The sequence below is a fragment of the Psittacicella hinzii genome (assembly GCF_003585885.1).
Taxonomy (GTDB): domain Bacteria; phylum Pseudomonadota; class Gammaproteobacteria; order Enterobacterales; family Psittacicellaceae; genus Psittacicella.
Genome location: NZ_NRHC01000015.1, coordinates 1 through 16,349 on the forward strand (window position 1 = coordinate 1; position 16,349 = coordinate 16,349).

Genomic DNA, 16,349 nt, shown 5'->3' on the forward strand with positions numbered 1-16,349 from the left:
AATTATACGGAATTACGGATTAATAAATTAGTAAACAAAATAAAAACTAGGCTCTTTGCATTGCAAAGAGCCTAGTTCGTATCTATCTTACAGCTTGTTTGATCATTATTGGAGTTTTACTTAACTATTTCACCCCTTTAGCTTTAGGACCATCAACGAAGTAGTAATCGTTGATATAACGTTGCTGTGCTTTAGGATTAAAACCACCTAATACAGGAGATTTTAAGAATATATTCTCAATGTTAAATAAAGGACCAACTGCCATATCTTTTAATAAGATATCGTTCGCTTGAGCGTAAAGTTGACGACGTGCTTGGTCATCTTTTTCTAGACTTGCTTGTGCTAGAACTTTATCATACTCAGGGTTACAATATTTCATTTCATTGATTGGTGAGTTACATGTAAAGTTGTTGAAGAAAGTTGTTACTTGATCATAGTCAGCAATCCAACCAGAGATTGTAAAATCATACTCACCATTTGCAACTCTAGAAATTACTGTACGTGATTCAACAGCTTCTTGTTTTAAATCAACTAAACCGTTACTTCCTTGTTTGAACCAACCTTGTAAAGCAACAAAGTATTTACCAGAGTTACCACCAGATGGTTGTAATAAAGTTAATACTAAAGGTTTTTCTTTAGTGTAACCTGCAGCTCTTAATAACTCTTCTGCCTCTTTGTTATTTAAAGCCTGCGATCTTGTTAACCAGTCAGCTTGTTTAACTAATTCCCCATCAGTGATGTTTGGTGGAGTAATTTGCGCTGTTGGTACGTTACCACCGATGATTTGTTTAGTAAACACTTCACGGTTTACTAATAAAGTTAAAGCACGACGTACACGTACGTCAGTTACTTTTTGGTTGTTAAATTTTAACCAATAAGTACCTAAACGGCTTGAAGTGTAAACCTCTTCCGGACGTTCTTCTAAAACTGTTTTTCTGTACTGTACTGGGATATTACTCAACGCATATTCCCCAGTTAAGTATTTAAAGTAGTTAGTATTCGGGCTATTGATGAAGTCAAAATGTACTTTGGTAATTACTGTCTTAGCAGCATCATAGTGTTTTTCATTTTTCACAAACTCCATCACATCGTTTAAACGATAAGTTTTTAATAAGAATGGACCTGAAGTTACAATATTATCAGGATTTGTCCAAGAATCTTTATACTTTTCAATGGTCTCTTGTGGTAATGGAGCAAGTACTCCTAAAGAAACCATTTGCGCAAACCAAGGAGTTGGTTGACTTAATTTTACTTCTAGAGTGTAATCGTCAACTGCTTTTACCCCTAATTCACTTGAATCTAATTTACCTTCATGTACCTCTTTAGCATTAACTACGTTAGCCGTTACTAAGTAGTCACCATAAGGAGCACCCGTTTGTGGATTTGTTAAACGTTGCCAAGAGTAAACAAAGTCTTTTGCCGTTACAGGTTTACCATTTGACCAAGTTGCTTCTGGACGTAATTTAAATGTCCAAGTTAAGCCATCTTCTGATACATTCCACTCTGAAGCAGCCCAAGGAACATATTTACCAGTTGAATCTTGACGTACTAATGTATCAAATAGCAAACGGATTACGGTAAATGAATCTTCATAAGCCGCTAAGTTCGGGTCAATTGTGTCCGGACTTGATTGTTGGTTGTAACGATACTCTTGTACGGCTGCTAATTTTGTTCCTGCTGGGATTTCTGCAGCATATGCTGGCAGAGCAGCTAGACAAGCCGCTGCTAAAGAAGCTAATGCTAATTTTTTCATATAGTAACCTTTAAATTATTTAATCAAAATCATTTAATGAGTTATTGCTTTAGAGCTAATTAACCTTAAATTAAGCTTTTTACCTTCTCCGTTCTTTTGAAGACATTGAAAGGTAAATTTAAATGTAAATTTAAATTAATCAAGTTAATTTAATTGAAATTACAAAGGTAAATTCAACTTCCTTTTACAGATAAAAAAATCCGAAACTCTCGTAAAAAAGCACAGGTTGATCAGCTAAAACAACACCTACAAAACCTAATAATTATTTATTAATTAAGTAGATTTAATTTTAGTTTACCATAAGTTAAATACAAATTTAAATAGCAAAATGTAATTAATCGCAATTTTTTCAAAAATTAGCGGAACAGTCTACTTTTTATAAATCTCCATAAAAAACAAGCTTCTAGTAATTTATGAAAAAATTTTTGACCACATGAAAAGCCCCGTAAGAAGATCTTACGGGGCTTTTTCTTGATAAATATATCAAGTTTTTCTACAAATTACGGTATATTTGTTAACGAGACAAACCAACATTCCCTACTTTATTTGAAGTAAGTTTTTAGCCTAGTTAACTTTTATTTCGCCTAAAATTTGTTTGTACTGTTTGACTAATTTAGCTTAACTAGTTAGACCAGTCTGACTAATCAACTTAGTTTACCTAAATATTAGTTAAAACCTAACAACTAATTTTACCTAGCAATTAGTTATTTGCTGGAGTTGTAGCAGGTGCAGGTGTTGCAGGCGCTGCTGGAGTTGTTGGCGTTACTGGTTCAACCGGAGTTGAAGGTAAAGCAGAAGGTGGTACAGTTACGTTTAGATTAGGGCGAGTATTAGTGTTCGCAATTGAGTTATTAAATAAGTATTGGAAGAAACTATCTTTTTCAGGGTTAATTAATAACACGCTATTGTTATTAGCTAAAGAAGTTTTGTAAGCTTCCATGTTTTGTAAGAAGTTAAATAACTCTAAGTTTTGACCATAAGTTGCATTGTAAATTTCGTTTGCTTGCGCATCAGCTTGAGCACGAATTTTTGCAGCTTCTAAGTTAGCTTCAGAAAGAATTACCGTTACATTACGGTCAGTTTGCGACATAATTACTTGTGCTTGCTCTTGACCTTGTGCACGGTGTTCACCTGCTACAGCCATACGCTCAGCACGCATACGTTGATAAATTGAATCTGCAACTTCTGTTGGTAATTCAATTTTTACTACACGTACGTCAATAACTTCAATACCAAAAGTTGAAGCACCGTCTTCACCAGCATTTAAACTTTCTTTTGCTTGTGACATTAATTCTGAACGTTGACCAGAAACTATATCAGAAATAGTTTGGCTACCTACTTCAGAACGTAAACGGTCGTTGATTTTACGACGTAATAAGTCATTAGCACGTGAGTAGTTACCACCAGTTGTTGTATAGAAACGACCGAAGTCAGCTACTTTCCATTTAACATAAGACTCAATTAATACGTCTTTTTTCTCAACCGTTAAGAAACGATCTGTTGTGTCATCTAAAGTTTGTAAACGTGCGTCTAATCTAATTACGTTTTCAATAAATGGAGGCTTGAAGTGAATACCCGGTTTGTATACAACTACTTGTCCGTCTCCATCACGTACTACTTTATTAAAACGTAATTTAATTGCACGTGTACCTTCATTAACGATAAAAATTGAATTAGCTAGTAAGAAAACTACCGCTACAAACAGAACTGCTAAAGCAACTAGTTTATGTTCTCTTTGCATTAGTTACCTCCTCTATTTACAAAGCGACTAGGTGCTTGACGTCCACTTGTATTGTTTGTTGAACTACTTGGCGTTGCTCTGCTTGTGGTTGTTGTACTACTGTTATTCACTGTTGAGCTAGAGCTTGAGCTAGAACTTGATGAACTAGTGCTTGCTGGTGTTGGTTCTGTAGTTTGAACTTTTGCTTTACCCATGTTTTCTAGCAGTTTATCTAGAGGTAAGAAAGTAATACCATTAGTATCTTGCATAATAACTTTTGGAGTTTCAGCATATAAACCAGCTAAAGTCTCTAAATAGTATCTTTGCTTAAATACTTGAGGATTTGCTAAAAACTGTGGTAATAAATTATTAAATGCAGCTGCATCAGCATTTGCTTGCGCTACTACTTGGGCAGCATAACCACGTGCTTGCTCAACAATACGTTGTGCTTGACCACGAGCAATTGGCTCACGTGAACGTTGGTACGCTTCAGCTTCACGAATAAAACGTTGTTCGTCTTCTTGTGCTTTAATTGCATCATCAAATGCTTCTTTTACTTCTTCAGGTGGGCGAGCTGACTGGAAGTTTACGTCAACAATCCCAATCCCTACGTTGTAAGAATCTAAAGTTTTTAATAACATTTGACGAGTGCTTTCACGCACTTCTGAACGACCTGTGGTAATTACGCTATCCATGTCCATATGACCAACAACATAACGTAAAGAAGCTTCAGTTGCTTCTTGTAAAGTTGTTACTGGCTCATCTACATTGTAAAGATAGCTTACAGGGTTATCGATACGATACTGTACTGTTAAAGTTACGTTTACTACGTTTTCATCACGAGTTAACATAGTACCGTCAATACGTAATTCACTTACGCGTTGTACGTTTACTAAACTAACTTTATCAATTACAGGTACTTTCCAGTTTAAACCTGGCATAGTTGTTTCTTTATAAGCTCCAAAGCGCTTAATTACGCCTCGCTCAGATTCGTTTACAGTGTAAAAACCACTTACAACAAAACCTATTAAAGCTAGAGCTACACCTCCTAAAGAGATGTTTTTGACATTCTTACCAAAGCTAAATCCAGAGAATTTCGGCATGTTAAATGATCTTCTTTCTTTTTGTTGTGAACTTTCGTTGCTACGATCATCACGATCATTGCGATCATCACGATTTGTTTGATTAAAAGTTCGTTTACTTCCTTGAGTTTCTTTTTCTTTGTCTTGCTCGGTCTCAGAGTTTGATCCAGTTAGATCACGAAACTTCTTTAAACGTTCCTCTAACTCACGACTAAGATCATCACCAGACTTTTTATCTTTTTCGTCACTCATGAATAATCCTCGTAAAATAATTTGAGAAAAATGTCAGTTAGAACACCTAATTGTTAATTTTTTCTCAAAGTGCACTAATTAACTTCTTTTTATTTAATTATAACAAGAATAACTTATCTTTTGTCAGAAATCTCCGCCTTTAGCTATAATAGATAAGGAAGAAAATTAAAAATTTAATCTTATTTATTTCACATAATTTCACAGGAGATTTCAGGTGGATCGTCTTAAAGCCATGGAAATTTTTCTCGATGTTGCTGACTTAAGTAGCTTTAGTGAAGCCGCTGAACGCCACAATATTTCCACTGCCAAAGTATCTCGTTATATTAGTTTTCTTGAAGACTGGACTGGAGCGCGTTTATTTAACCGTACTACTCGTAAAGTTACTCTAACTTACGCGGGAGAAATGTCAATTCCAAAATTCCAAAAGATTTTAAATCACATTGAAGATATTACCAATTACAAAGAAAGTCAACAACAAGACCTTTCTGGAGAAATCCGCTTAACTACAAGTGTATCTTTTGGTATTGCCCAGCTTGCAAGAATTTTAGGAGAATTTACTAAAATTCACCCTAAAGTAAATATACATTTACTTAGTTCAGATGCAAGTCTTGATTTAGTAAGTCATCGTATCGATTTAGCCATTCGTTTTACTAGTCAATCCTTAGACTCGTCACTAATTGCCCGTAAACTAGGTAGTATAAGATCAGTTTTAGTAGCAAGTCCTGAATACCTTGCTGAACAGGGAGAAATAAACTCTCCTGAAGAGCTAGAAAAGTATAACTTTATTCAATATAGCAACTTTACAGATGGAGTAATTGAACTCTTTCAGCAAGATGAAGACGAAAGAAATCAAAAACGCTCTTTCAAAGTTCGTAGCAACTTTACCTCTAATGAAGCAACTACAATCTGTTCCGCAGTTCTAGCAAATCAAGGAGTAGCTCTCTTACCTCGCTATTTAGCCGACAAATTTATTGCTGAACAACGTTTAGTAGAAATTCTTCCTGAATGGCAGTCGCAAGAATTTGCTGCCTATGTTGTTTATACTTCTCGTCGTAACATGCCGATACGCATTCGTAAATTAATCGATTTTCTTGCGGAAGAATGTACCAAATATCAATGGTAAGCATTTATCCACTTGCTTAAACTTGCGTAATTCCTTAGTTAAAATTGTGGCAATTTCTCTGGTTTTTAGAGAAAACTGTTAGTAGCCACTAACAGTTTTCTCATTAATTGAGCTTTTTATCTTTACAATCAGCAAACTTAAGTACAATAAAATTATTCATAAAGAATAGCTAAGTTACTCAGAACGATAACTAGGTTATTCTGCAGAAAGATAACTAAGTTATGCAGAAAAGCAACTAAGTTATCCTCCCAATTAATAACCGAATGATAAAAAAATCTCCTTTTTCTTCACTAAAAAGAGTAAAATATATAGACTATCTCCATAGTCTTCTCTCCTAAATTTAGCAAGGACTTCCTTGTTATCCCTTTCTTCAACTTTGTTTAGCTAAGGAAGTTCATATGCAAGGCCTAACTTATACTCAAGCAAAAGCAGAGCTTAAGCGTAGTAGCCAAGCCATGACCGAATTTCATCGTCATCGCTACGATTTTACGCTTGCTTCTAAGTCACCTGCGGTTCGTGACTTCCTTACTTATATCCCTTACACTCTTCATTACAATCAATATGGCATGAAGTTTTACGTGCCACATGCTCCTGCTGGCATTAAAAACTTTATCCCTGATCTCGATTTACTCGCAAATTTTGCGGATTACGTTAACACCACTGCTAAATTCTTTCGCCAAAGCAAACAAAATAAAATCCTTGGCATCTATGTCATGGGTTCGGTAACTTCAGTAACCTTTACCGCTGATTCTGACATAGATCTTTGGGTAGTTGTTGACCCAAGTCTTAGCAATATTGAGCGTAAAAGACTTTATCGCAAATTAAACCTCATTAGCGAGTGGCTCAAAGAAGCCTACGCTATTGACGCAAGTTTTTATATTGTTGATAGTCAACATTTACTGTATAACCGCCACACTAACCAAAGGTTAGCTGAAGGTGGAATTCGTGAAAAGATCTTTTTGCTTGATGAGTTTTACCGCTCAGCAACTAAACTAGCAGGGCAGTGGGTACTATGGTACTTTCTTCCAGAAATCGAGGGTTTAACTTACGAAGAAGTAAAACAAATCTATCTCGATTATCAACTAATTAACCCTGAAGATTGGATAGACTTTGGTGGAGTTGAAGTTACTAACTTAAGTCGCCAAGCATTCTATGCGACCTCTCTCTGGTTAATCTATAAAAGCTTACAAAACCCGTTTAAGTCCTTTATCAAGATTTGCTTACTTGAAGCTTACTTTAGTGAGTACCCAAATACTGAACTAGTATCAGTTACTATGAAAAAACAGATACTTAGTATGAGTAACTCAAGTTATAGATCAACGATTAAATATGATGAAAATCTGTATGATATTGCTGGTTTAAACTATAGCGACTACTCTCGTATCTGGCACCAAATCTATCATAGTGACGGCAGTAGCGGGGGGATCATTCCAATTGTCTCCCGTCTCTACTTTGATCCTTACGAACTCGTGGTTGATAAGGTAATGCAATACTTAGTAGGACAAGGTGATACTGAACGCGCTTACTTAGTGTTTACCAGTTTCTTACTCAAAGTAAACAAACACTTTACCCCAAGTCTAAATCGCATTATGCACAGCTTAAAGCTCAATGAAGCGCAAGCTGTTGAATACTTACTTATGCACTTAGACGTGGCTGATAGCTTTATCAATGTTCCGCCTGACTTGCGCGTTATGACCATTCGTCTGCGTAGCAAGTATGCTAAATACATCAGTATAGTTGACGTTAAACTAGCTTTACGCTTTACTTTCTGGCGTATTGGTGATCTAGTTAAATTCAGTGATAACTATAAACATGCTTTAGTAAGAACTTACTTGCAACTATACAGTTGCATGATGCAAGTGGTTGAAGAAGACAAAAGCATGCAAATTAGCTTTGCTGATCACCAAGAGTTAGCAGAGATCGAACGTACGGTTTCTTCTCTCTTTATTAACCATCGTAACCAAATCAAAATTTACAATATCTTCCCAGAGTTAAATCTCGAAGAGCAATATTTGTACTTTGGTTACTTTGAACAAAAAAATCAAGAGACAAGTGACTTTAATGTTTTTGTGCCAAGCGAGAACTCTCCCGTTAACAACGAAGAAAGTTACTTAAATGCACAAGCAAAAACATCTTCTACAGAAGAAGATACCCGACAAGAGATAATAAAAGACAAGAAAACCTCGCGTAGCCTCGCCCAAGCAGAGCAAGCGCAGCTAGAATTAGCGCAAGCAACTGAATTAAACCAATTTGAGCAAGCTGAACTAGGACAAAAACTCGGACAAACAAAAACAGGTTTAAAACAACTAGCTCGAGAGGAACAAAATCCTCTAGCTAACCAAGTAGCAACCTCTAGGGTAAACAGCGCCAAAAGTGTAAAAGAAGAAAACCTTGCTTGGTATGTAGTTAATATCAATAAAAGTAACCCTAACTTAAATCCAGAACATAAACACATTGAAGTAAAATACGACTTTATTAGTCTGGTATGTTGGTGTTACTTTAACGGCTTAATAACTAACAAAACCCAATTACAATTAAAACAAAATCCTTACTACAGCCAAGATTTTCTTCTTAACCTCCTCAAAGGTTTACGTAAACGTAAAGATTACTTACGTCTTTTAACTAAGAGCGTATCTGACTATATCTTTATTCAACCTGTAGAAAACGAGGAAAAAGAACCACTTGCTGAACAGTTAAGCAGTGTGAGTTGGCAAAACTACATGGAGCCGGTAGAAAAGATTTTCTTAACCTACGCAACAATTTTAGCTAAGTATGCTCCAAATGAACTCAAAACTCCACCGCTTGATATAAAGCGCAATCAGAAAAAACTAGGCTCAGACTTAAACCAATCATTAAGTCGTACTAAAGTCGAAGAAATCGATAAGTTTAACCAAGCTGCTAACTTTAATAGCAAAGAGAAAATTTATTTTACAGCAGGTTATCAAACCCACTTAGTTTGTACTCCAGAAAGTAGTTTGCAAGAGGCAAATACGCCAGCGCAAAATCGTCAAGTCCAAGGGGAGCAAACTCAAGATTCACAAAGTAGCAGTTATCGAACCTCTGGTAATAAAAGCAACGCTAATCTAACTTCTGGTAATCTAACAAATAGTAAGCCAACCCACGGTAATAATAAAGAAATTCAAGAGTTAGCACCAAAACTACATAGCGAGCGCCAAGGAAACAAAGGGCAAAATACCAAACTAAGCCAAGAGCTTAAACAAAAAGTAAGTCGCCCAACGCGTAAACTGCTTGATCGTATAAATCACGCTTTATCTCCGAAAACTTTAGGTACTAGCTTTAATAGCAAAGTAAGTAACCAAGTAACGACTGCTTATGAAGTTAAAGGAAGTAAACCGCAATTCCAATACATGCGTCATCGCATAAATGTAGTTGGTAAACTCTTAATTGCCTCAGCAAAAAATAACCCAGCTTCTCCGGAAGATCTCGCGCAAAAAGTTATCTTCCAGCATGGTCACTTCGTGCCTGAAGCCAGAGTTAACTCTCGCTATCAAAGTACTAACTTCTTGAGCATCGAATACGCGGTTTTACGAGACTTCTCTGCTACGCTTTTAAGTCAAGATTTTCAGCTCAAAAACTATTTACCTGACTTAGCGCAAAATGGTTTTACAGTCAAAAGATTGCAACTAACTTTACCGCAAAAGGCAAAAGTTCACCCGCAGCTGTTAGCTCTACTAGACGCACAAGAACTGCGTATTTTTAAAATGGCTAACCTAGTCCGTAATAACCAACAAACTAAGCAGACAAAAGCTACAAATGCTCAACCAGCAGATGATAGTTTTAGTGTGGTAAATCTTGGACAAGCATACAAGCAACCAATTAGTACTAAGGAAGCTATTTTAGATAGCGATCCTCTAAGTGATTTTGTTCCTCATAATATCTACGAGAACTTCTTCTCGCTCTTACTTGTAAAAGCAAGACATGGAGCTAAACACTTAGATCGCGTTCTTGGGGAAATGTTAACTGTACCTGCGCAAACTTTACCAAGTTTAATGGAGGCACATGTAAAAACTCCAAGTAAACCTAAACTAGCAGAAGCTGGAGTAGCTCCAGCTACGCAGCTTCTGCTTGAGCAACCTGGTAAAGCTGATTGGGGTAGCTATATCTATCAACAAGTAAAAAACGAACAAGGTTACTTAGAGATTAGAGTTAAAAAGCAAATTGATGCTTTATTAGCTGTCCGTCGCTTAAAAATTTGGGGAAGACAACCAACAAGTAAAATACAAAATCTTAGTCAGGGATATCGTTATAACCTCAACCTTGAAGGCATTTATAACTATCTCTTAGCTTTACTTGAGGAACCGCAAGTTTTTGTTCATGCTATTCCGCAAGCTCTGACAGTGCCACAAGCTCTGACAGAGCAAAACCAAAAGCAAAAACAAAAGCAAAACAAAAACCAAGAAGAGCAGGAACAAAAGCAGTTAGAAAATACGCAAACTGCTATATGGCTGACAACTACTTTTAGCTTACCGCAGGTTGCGCTAAGCTACCACTTTAGTCCAACTTGGCAAGCAAGTACGACTAAAGTGCAAGCTAAAATAGCTTACACCTTACCAGCCGTTAAAAGCTTAAAATGGTTTAACTATCCACCTAGTCTCTTACATCAAGTACTAGATAATTTTAGACGTCAACCTTTACTTTACCGCTCTTACATTAACTACCTCGGTAATCTTTACTATGCTTGGGTAAAACTAAGAGTAAGTAATAAAACCCAAAGTCGCGTTTATCATCAAAATCTGCGCTACTTAAGCGAAGATAATCTCTTACTTGAACTTGGAGACAAATTAAATCTTGATTTAAACAACAAACTCACTTTGGACTTTATGCGTAAAGCTAATGCTATCCCGCAAGTACTACCAAACTTTGCTGGTAGTGGTTATAACTTGCAAGAAGTTAGTGTTAAACTTACCCCAAGCCAAAGCCTTGAACTAAATCAAGATGCTATCTTTAAAAATCTCTGGCAAAATGCAGAGGCAAGAAAACCTCAAGAGGCGCCAAACACCGCTAATTCTGATCTTTACCTCAACATGTTTAACAATGATTCGCGCCCTCTAATTGTTGATGATAATTTCAACTTTAAAGAGGAGACTAACTATAGTTATACTCAACCTTTAGTTAGATTTAAACATCTTGCTAACCATGAACGTAAAGTGGTTGAATTAAATGCTAATGGCGAACACCGAGTGTTTATCTCGCCCCCATTACCAGAAAAAGAGTTACTTAAAGGTGGTTTTACCACTGTTTTAACTAGTGAGCTAGCTTACGCAGAGCAATTACATAACTACTATCGCACCGAGTTAAACAATAGTTTAAGTCGTAACCGTCGTTTAGAAGTTGCTAACCATTTACTCGGTTACTTAAAAACTCGTACACCGAGTAAAGAAACTAGCACGGAAAACCTTGCACCAGTAGTTTCAACCATTACTCATTTATCGCGTATCTTCTCCCATGCTAGTTTAAAAGACGAAGAGAAAATCGTTCGCGCTTACATCTTTGTCAAATATTACAACCACATTTCTCCAGAGGACTTTACCTCATTAAAATCTACCTTGCTCGAGCTTGACATAAACATTAGTGCCGTCGCGCAAGATCTGGTAGAGTACTTTAGTTTGGTATACGTCACAAAAGTTGGTACTTACCGTAATATTCGTTTTAAAGGGGTAAAAGCATTTGCTAACCTCTTACAGTATATGCAAAGCCATTTAGGGAAAAAGATCCCTAGTTTTAGGGTAAGAAAACTAAATGCCAGCAATGTTAGTTACATTAATGCTTTGTTTACCAAAACGATTAAATATCATTTAAATAATCTTAAACAAAGCAACAGCCCAGACTTTACTAGTCTACGTGCTGAGTTTAAACAAAGCTATAAAGTAACTAGCTATATTGCTCCATATAGTTTACGAAATTACCAAGTTACTGACCCTATCTTAGCTTTTATCCAAGCTAAGTCCAAAGCTGGAGTCATGCAAATCTTTATTAACTCAAATTTAGCTACTAATAGCTATGATCTCTATCTTAGCTCGGCTGAACAAGAGTTACATATTTACTTAGGAGCAAAAGGAAACTTGAAACGTATGCTTCCTGCTTGCTTGTGGACAGTTTGCCCACAAATTAGTAAAAGCTTGCTTTTACTTGAGGTGTATTTTGTCGAGCAAGATCAAGATAAGCAATATACTTTAATAAAAGTACCAGAATGGAGTAAAGTCATTCCTCTGTCCTAGCAAAAATAAAAAAAGAGCACCCAAAACGGGTGCTCCTTTTTTATTTTTCGATTTTTATCGGGCAAAATTACTTTATTCTTCTACTTTACCCTCGTCTTGCTCATCCTCTTCTTTCTCAAGCGTTGCGAGATTTTGGTTAGGCGTTGCCACTAAACAAGGGTTAGAATAACTAAAGCTATTTACATTAAATTGGAAGAATTTCGGGAAGTCATCGTACATCCATGAAACTGGTTTAGTATGCGCTTTATCACTTAGGAGATTAAGATTTAGCACTAAGTAAGCGGTAGCTCCAGTTGGAGCTTTGGCATTGATTTCCAGTAATTCATAATCTTCACGTAAAGTACCTTTGTCTTTAAGATGAATTGAAGCTTCACGATAATCTTCTTCCTTAAGTGGAATAAATGGCGTTTTATTGCGGTTATTACTTAAGCAAACTAAACGGTGTAAAAGATTTAAACGCGTATCTACGTATTTAACATAGAGATTTATTAGCTTATTAAAATCTTCACCAGGATAGAATACCGCATCATCTTCAATAATTAAATTAAAGAAGTAAAGGTTAAGTGACTTCTCAACAATACGACGATAAGCTTCTTGGTGCTGTAAAGCACGGTTAATGTCATCATCAGTTGGCTCTCTACCATAGTTGGCAATAAAGCCCTCACGATTATAACGACGCGCGAACTCTTCAGCACTTAAAGTACGATAATCGAACTTAGGTACAACTTCATAGTCTGGGAATTTTTCTTTAATTTCATCGAGTGATAAAGTACGTTGTAGCACGTATTTATTTCTCCCAATAAAATTAAAGATCTCTGACCATTCAAGTGGTACTTTTTTCAGGTTATTACGCATTTTACGTTCTGAAATCACACGCTCTGCCGAGATATTTGATTCAAAATCTTCGGTATTGTGGATTGCCAGAATTGGATTAGCAATTGCGTAAGAACCAGGTAAGAAATCAACTATATAAGTAAAGTGATCTGCTACCCAGAAAGGACGTTTAAAGATTTCAACCTTGTCTTTTAAAGCACGTTTACGTACTAAGTAACAACAAGAACCTGCTGGGATAAAACCATTGATTGGATGGAGCGTCATATGCTCGGCAATCTTCACTTGGATTTGACGATCAACAAATAAGTTAGTAGTGTTGATTACTCCCTCGTGAGTTTGTTCTTCTAAAGTTTTTATATAAACTTGGCTAAGCAGAACTAAATTTAAGCCATCAGCATATGGAGTTTTTAAATAGTTGAGTAGAGTATTTAAACGCTCACGCCAATCAGCGGGATATTTACAGTCATCTTCAGTAATAAATACCCAATCATCGTCCGCAATGTTTGGATCATTAATTACTTCAAGGTAAATTTGACAGTGAGATAAAGTACAGCCAATTTCACTTGGAGCCACAATTTTTTGAGTTTCGGCAAAGTAGCGATCAACATCAAATAGTTCTTTACGTTTTTCTTCGCTAAACTCTTTGGCGTAAACTGCAGGAATACGTTTGAAAAAGCCTTTGCCAACTTGTTGCTCAATGTGGCGTAAACGCTCAACATCTTTATCTAGGTTAATGAGATAAGCAGGAACCTTACTTACATGATCTTCCGCATTCTCTTTTAACAGCAGACGACTTGTACCTTGTCCAGGTTGTACTGGATCAAATACTTGTTCACTAGCTGCCGCACGACGCTCTTCTACTCGCTGATTAACAATACTAAACGCCGGATTAGCGTAAATCATACTACCTACGTTAAACTCAACTAAACTCGTTAAGTCTTTACTATTAAAGCGGTATGGATTAAATGCTGTTTCCTTAGCTTTTTTACGTAAAGCGCCAACTTTGAGCATTAAAGTATTGTAGCGACGATGTAAGAAGTAACGTAAGACAATAGCGTAAGATTCAATCTCGTGCCAATCAAGCGCTAACTTATAGCCGTGATCCATACTTTGACTAGTTGGCCAAAGCTTACTAAAGTTAAGATTAGTTTGACTTAGCTTGTTACCGGCAAAGAGGTAACTATGTTGCGCAGTTAAAGCTTTGGCATAAAGCTCTAAGTTTTCACGATTCAGATGAGCTTGGTTGTTCTCTCTTCTTTCCCAGTTAAAAACTTGGGCAAAGCTTTGACGTAAGTCATTATAAAGAGGCGTTAGCTTATCAGTGCTACTTTCACTAAAGTTAGCATAATGTTGTTTAATTGCCTCTTGATCAGCTTGCGTTGCTTGACGTTTAAAGTGCTCTAAACCATTTTGCCCTAGACGCACTTTTTTCTCTTCAGGCAGTAAGTAGCGCGTAACCATTTGTCCACCTACTTCTACTTGCGTAGGGATTAGTTGACAAACATCAATATCGGTAATTTGCCAATATAGGTTTACTAATTGCGCTAACTCCGGCTCTAAGCTCTCACGCTCTTTACCTAAAGCTGGATATAACTCTGGTGGAATATTTAAACTGCCACCTAGCTGCTCATTACTACCTAGGTAAATTGTCCCCTCTGGTGCTTGACTAAAGTCAGCTAGCTCATTATCCACGCGCATATTTAAGTTATAACTTAAAGACAAGTTATGCTTAATTTGGTAATCAGCTTGCGCCTTAGCTTCAATACTATTTAACAAGTGTAAAGGCTCTAAACGTTTACCTTCCCAAGAGAGAATATCACCTTGAGGTAAAACACCAGCTTTTTCTAGCTGCTCTTGGCTTAGATGACTAAAGTCTTCACCACGACCATCAGCTAAAAGCATGACACTTGCATTTGGGTAAGTGTTTAAAGTTACTTCAAGATATTGATTTAACTTGTTGTACCAGTCAAGAGTAAAGAGTTGATTATCTTTAGTAATCATTACCCAGTCTTGCTCGCCAAGGGTTGGATCAGCAATAATTTGCGCAATTAACTGTCCCCAAACATAATTTTGACGATACTCATCTAGCGGTAAATGATGTGGTACTGAATTAGGTTTAAACGTCAAACGATGGAATTGTAAAAACTTTAAGTACTCGGCATCATTATTTTGTGGGTAGTAATGAATACGAAAATCATCAGTTTTTGCTTGACTAAAGAACTCATTTAAGCTCGCAAGGTTTTGCCACGCAAACATACCTGGTTCAGCGATCACATACTTACGTACTTTAGAGAGATAGTCATACCCCATAGATGGCAATAATGTATCACCAGTTAGTACTGTAGTTTCTTTAAGTAAGTTAGCTTGTTCAGGATTTAACTCTTGCTGATGTTTTTGCAGAGTTTGTAACTCTTCTTTAACTTGGGCTACATCTTGAGCACGAATTTGCGTGCTCGAGTAGCGACAAATATTTTCCGCAATAGTTTTTGCGTTTAAGTGAGGGCGATAAACAAATTTTTGTTCAGCGTTATAGCCCTCTACTCCAAGCATAGGAATAGCATAGGCATGACTACCTACAAGGTACTCAAAGTACTCATGCCAACTTTCCACATTCCAACATACTTTGCGTTTATCAGCTGGAACAGTTGGTGTTTGCCCTGCCATTAACTGCGCTAATACTTGTTCAACATCAACGCTCTCTTGACAAATTTTACGTAAAGCTTGTTTACGGATAAGGTAAGCACCTGAACCTGTCATTTTAAAATTATAGGTACCGTAAACTTTTTGTTGCGCTTGCTCGTGATTAACAAGGAGATTATACGAACTTACTAGTTGTTTAACTGGGTCGTTAATCTCATAAACCACATGATCGCGGAAGTAAACGAGTAAATCACTTAACTCTTCAGGAGCATGAGGAGCAAAATCTTGAATGTGATTGTTAGTTAAACTAACGACTTGCACGCCAGTGTCTTGCAGTTGCGCAGCCATGAGCTGCACACGACGTACCCAGTCATGCGCCAAGATAGTTCCACTTTCAACCACTACTACCCACTCATCATCGGCAATTGCTTGGTCTTGTACTATGGCTTGCCAAAGACGAAGGTGGTTTACAGCAGCGTTGAGCTTTTCCAAGGCATAGTCAACTTTGACATGATAGAAGTTGTTGTAAGCTTCCAGATCAATTAAATGTTCACGTTGCTTAGAAGAGAACTTGAGAGTATCTACAGCGGCAAACTTAATTAAGTAGTCGCTATCAGTTTGTTGAGCACTTAAAGCGTTTGCCTTATCACCGTGTAAATCGGTGATAAGGTAAGCGCGTGCTAAAGGTTTTTTCATACAAATTATC

Annotated in this window: 6 protein-coding genes; 2 read left to right on the forward strand and 4 right to left on the reverse strand. The window is 36.7% G+C overall.

Translation table 11 applies throughout. The annotated features are described in order from the left end of the window. Window positions 1-124: 124 nt before the first annotated feature. From CKF54_RS01150 to hflK, 3 genes are all read right to left on the reverse strand, one after another. On the reverse strand, window positions 125-1,753 hold the full coding sequence (locus tag CKF54_RS01150) for a peptide ABC transporter substrate-binding protein (protein WP_119524457.1): 1,629 nt from the start codon (window positions 1,751-1,753) through the stop codon (window positions 125-127). 700 nt (window positions 1,754-2,453) lie between these two features. Next, window positions 2,454-3,494, reverse strand: a complete 1,041-nt coding sequence (gene hflC, locus CKF54_RS01155; protein ID WP_119524458.1) for a protease modulator HflC — start codon at window positions 3,492-3,494, stop codon at window positions 2,454-2,456. Then, on the reverse strand, window positions 3,494-4,807 hold the full coding sequence (gene hflK, locus CKF54_RS01160; RefSeq protein WP_119524459.1) for an FtsH protease activity modulator HflK: 1,314 nt from the start codon (window positions 4,805-4,807) through the stop codon (window positions 3,494-3,496). Before hflK ends, hflC begins: the two co-directional genes overlap by 1 nt. A 214-nt stretch (window positions 4,808-5,021) precedes the next feature. Between hflK and CKF54_RS01165 the strand changes: the two genes are divergently transcribed. Together CKF54_RS01165 and CKF54_RS01170 are read left to right on the forward strand one after the other, a co-directional pair. Beyond that, a complete protein-coding gene (locus tag CKF54_RS01165; protein ID WP_119524460.1) occupies window positions 5,022-5,930 on the forward strand; it encodes a LysR family transcriptional regulator in 909 nt (302 codons plus the stop codon). A 398-nt stretch (window positions 5,931-6,328) separates the two neighbouring features. After that, window positions 6,329-12,169 (forward strand): class I adenylate cyclase, encoded by a 5,841-nt coding sequence (locus CKF54_RS01170; RefSeq protein WP_119524461.1) that lies wholly within the window; start codon window positions 6,329-6,331, stop codon window positions 12,167-12,169. Window positions 12,170-12,241: 72 nt separating this feature from the next. Here CKF54_RS01170 and CKF54_RS01175 read toward each other — a convergent pair whose 3' ends face one another. After that, window positions 12,242-16,339, reverse strand: coding sequence for a glycosyltransferase family 25 protein (locus CKF54_RS01175; RefSeq protein WP_119524462.1), 4,098 nt, complete (start codon window positions 16,337-16,339; stop codon window positions 12,242-12,244). Between the last annotated feature and the right edge of the window lie 10 nt (window positions 16,340-16,349).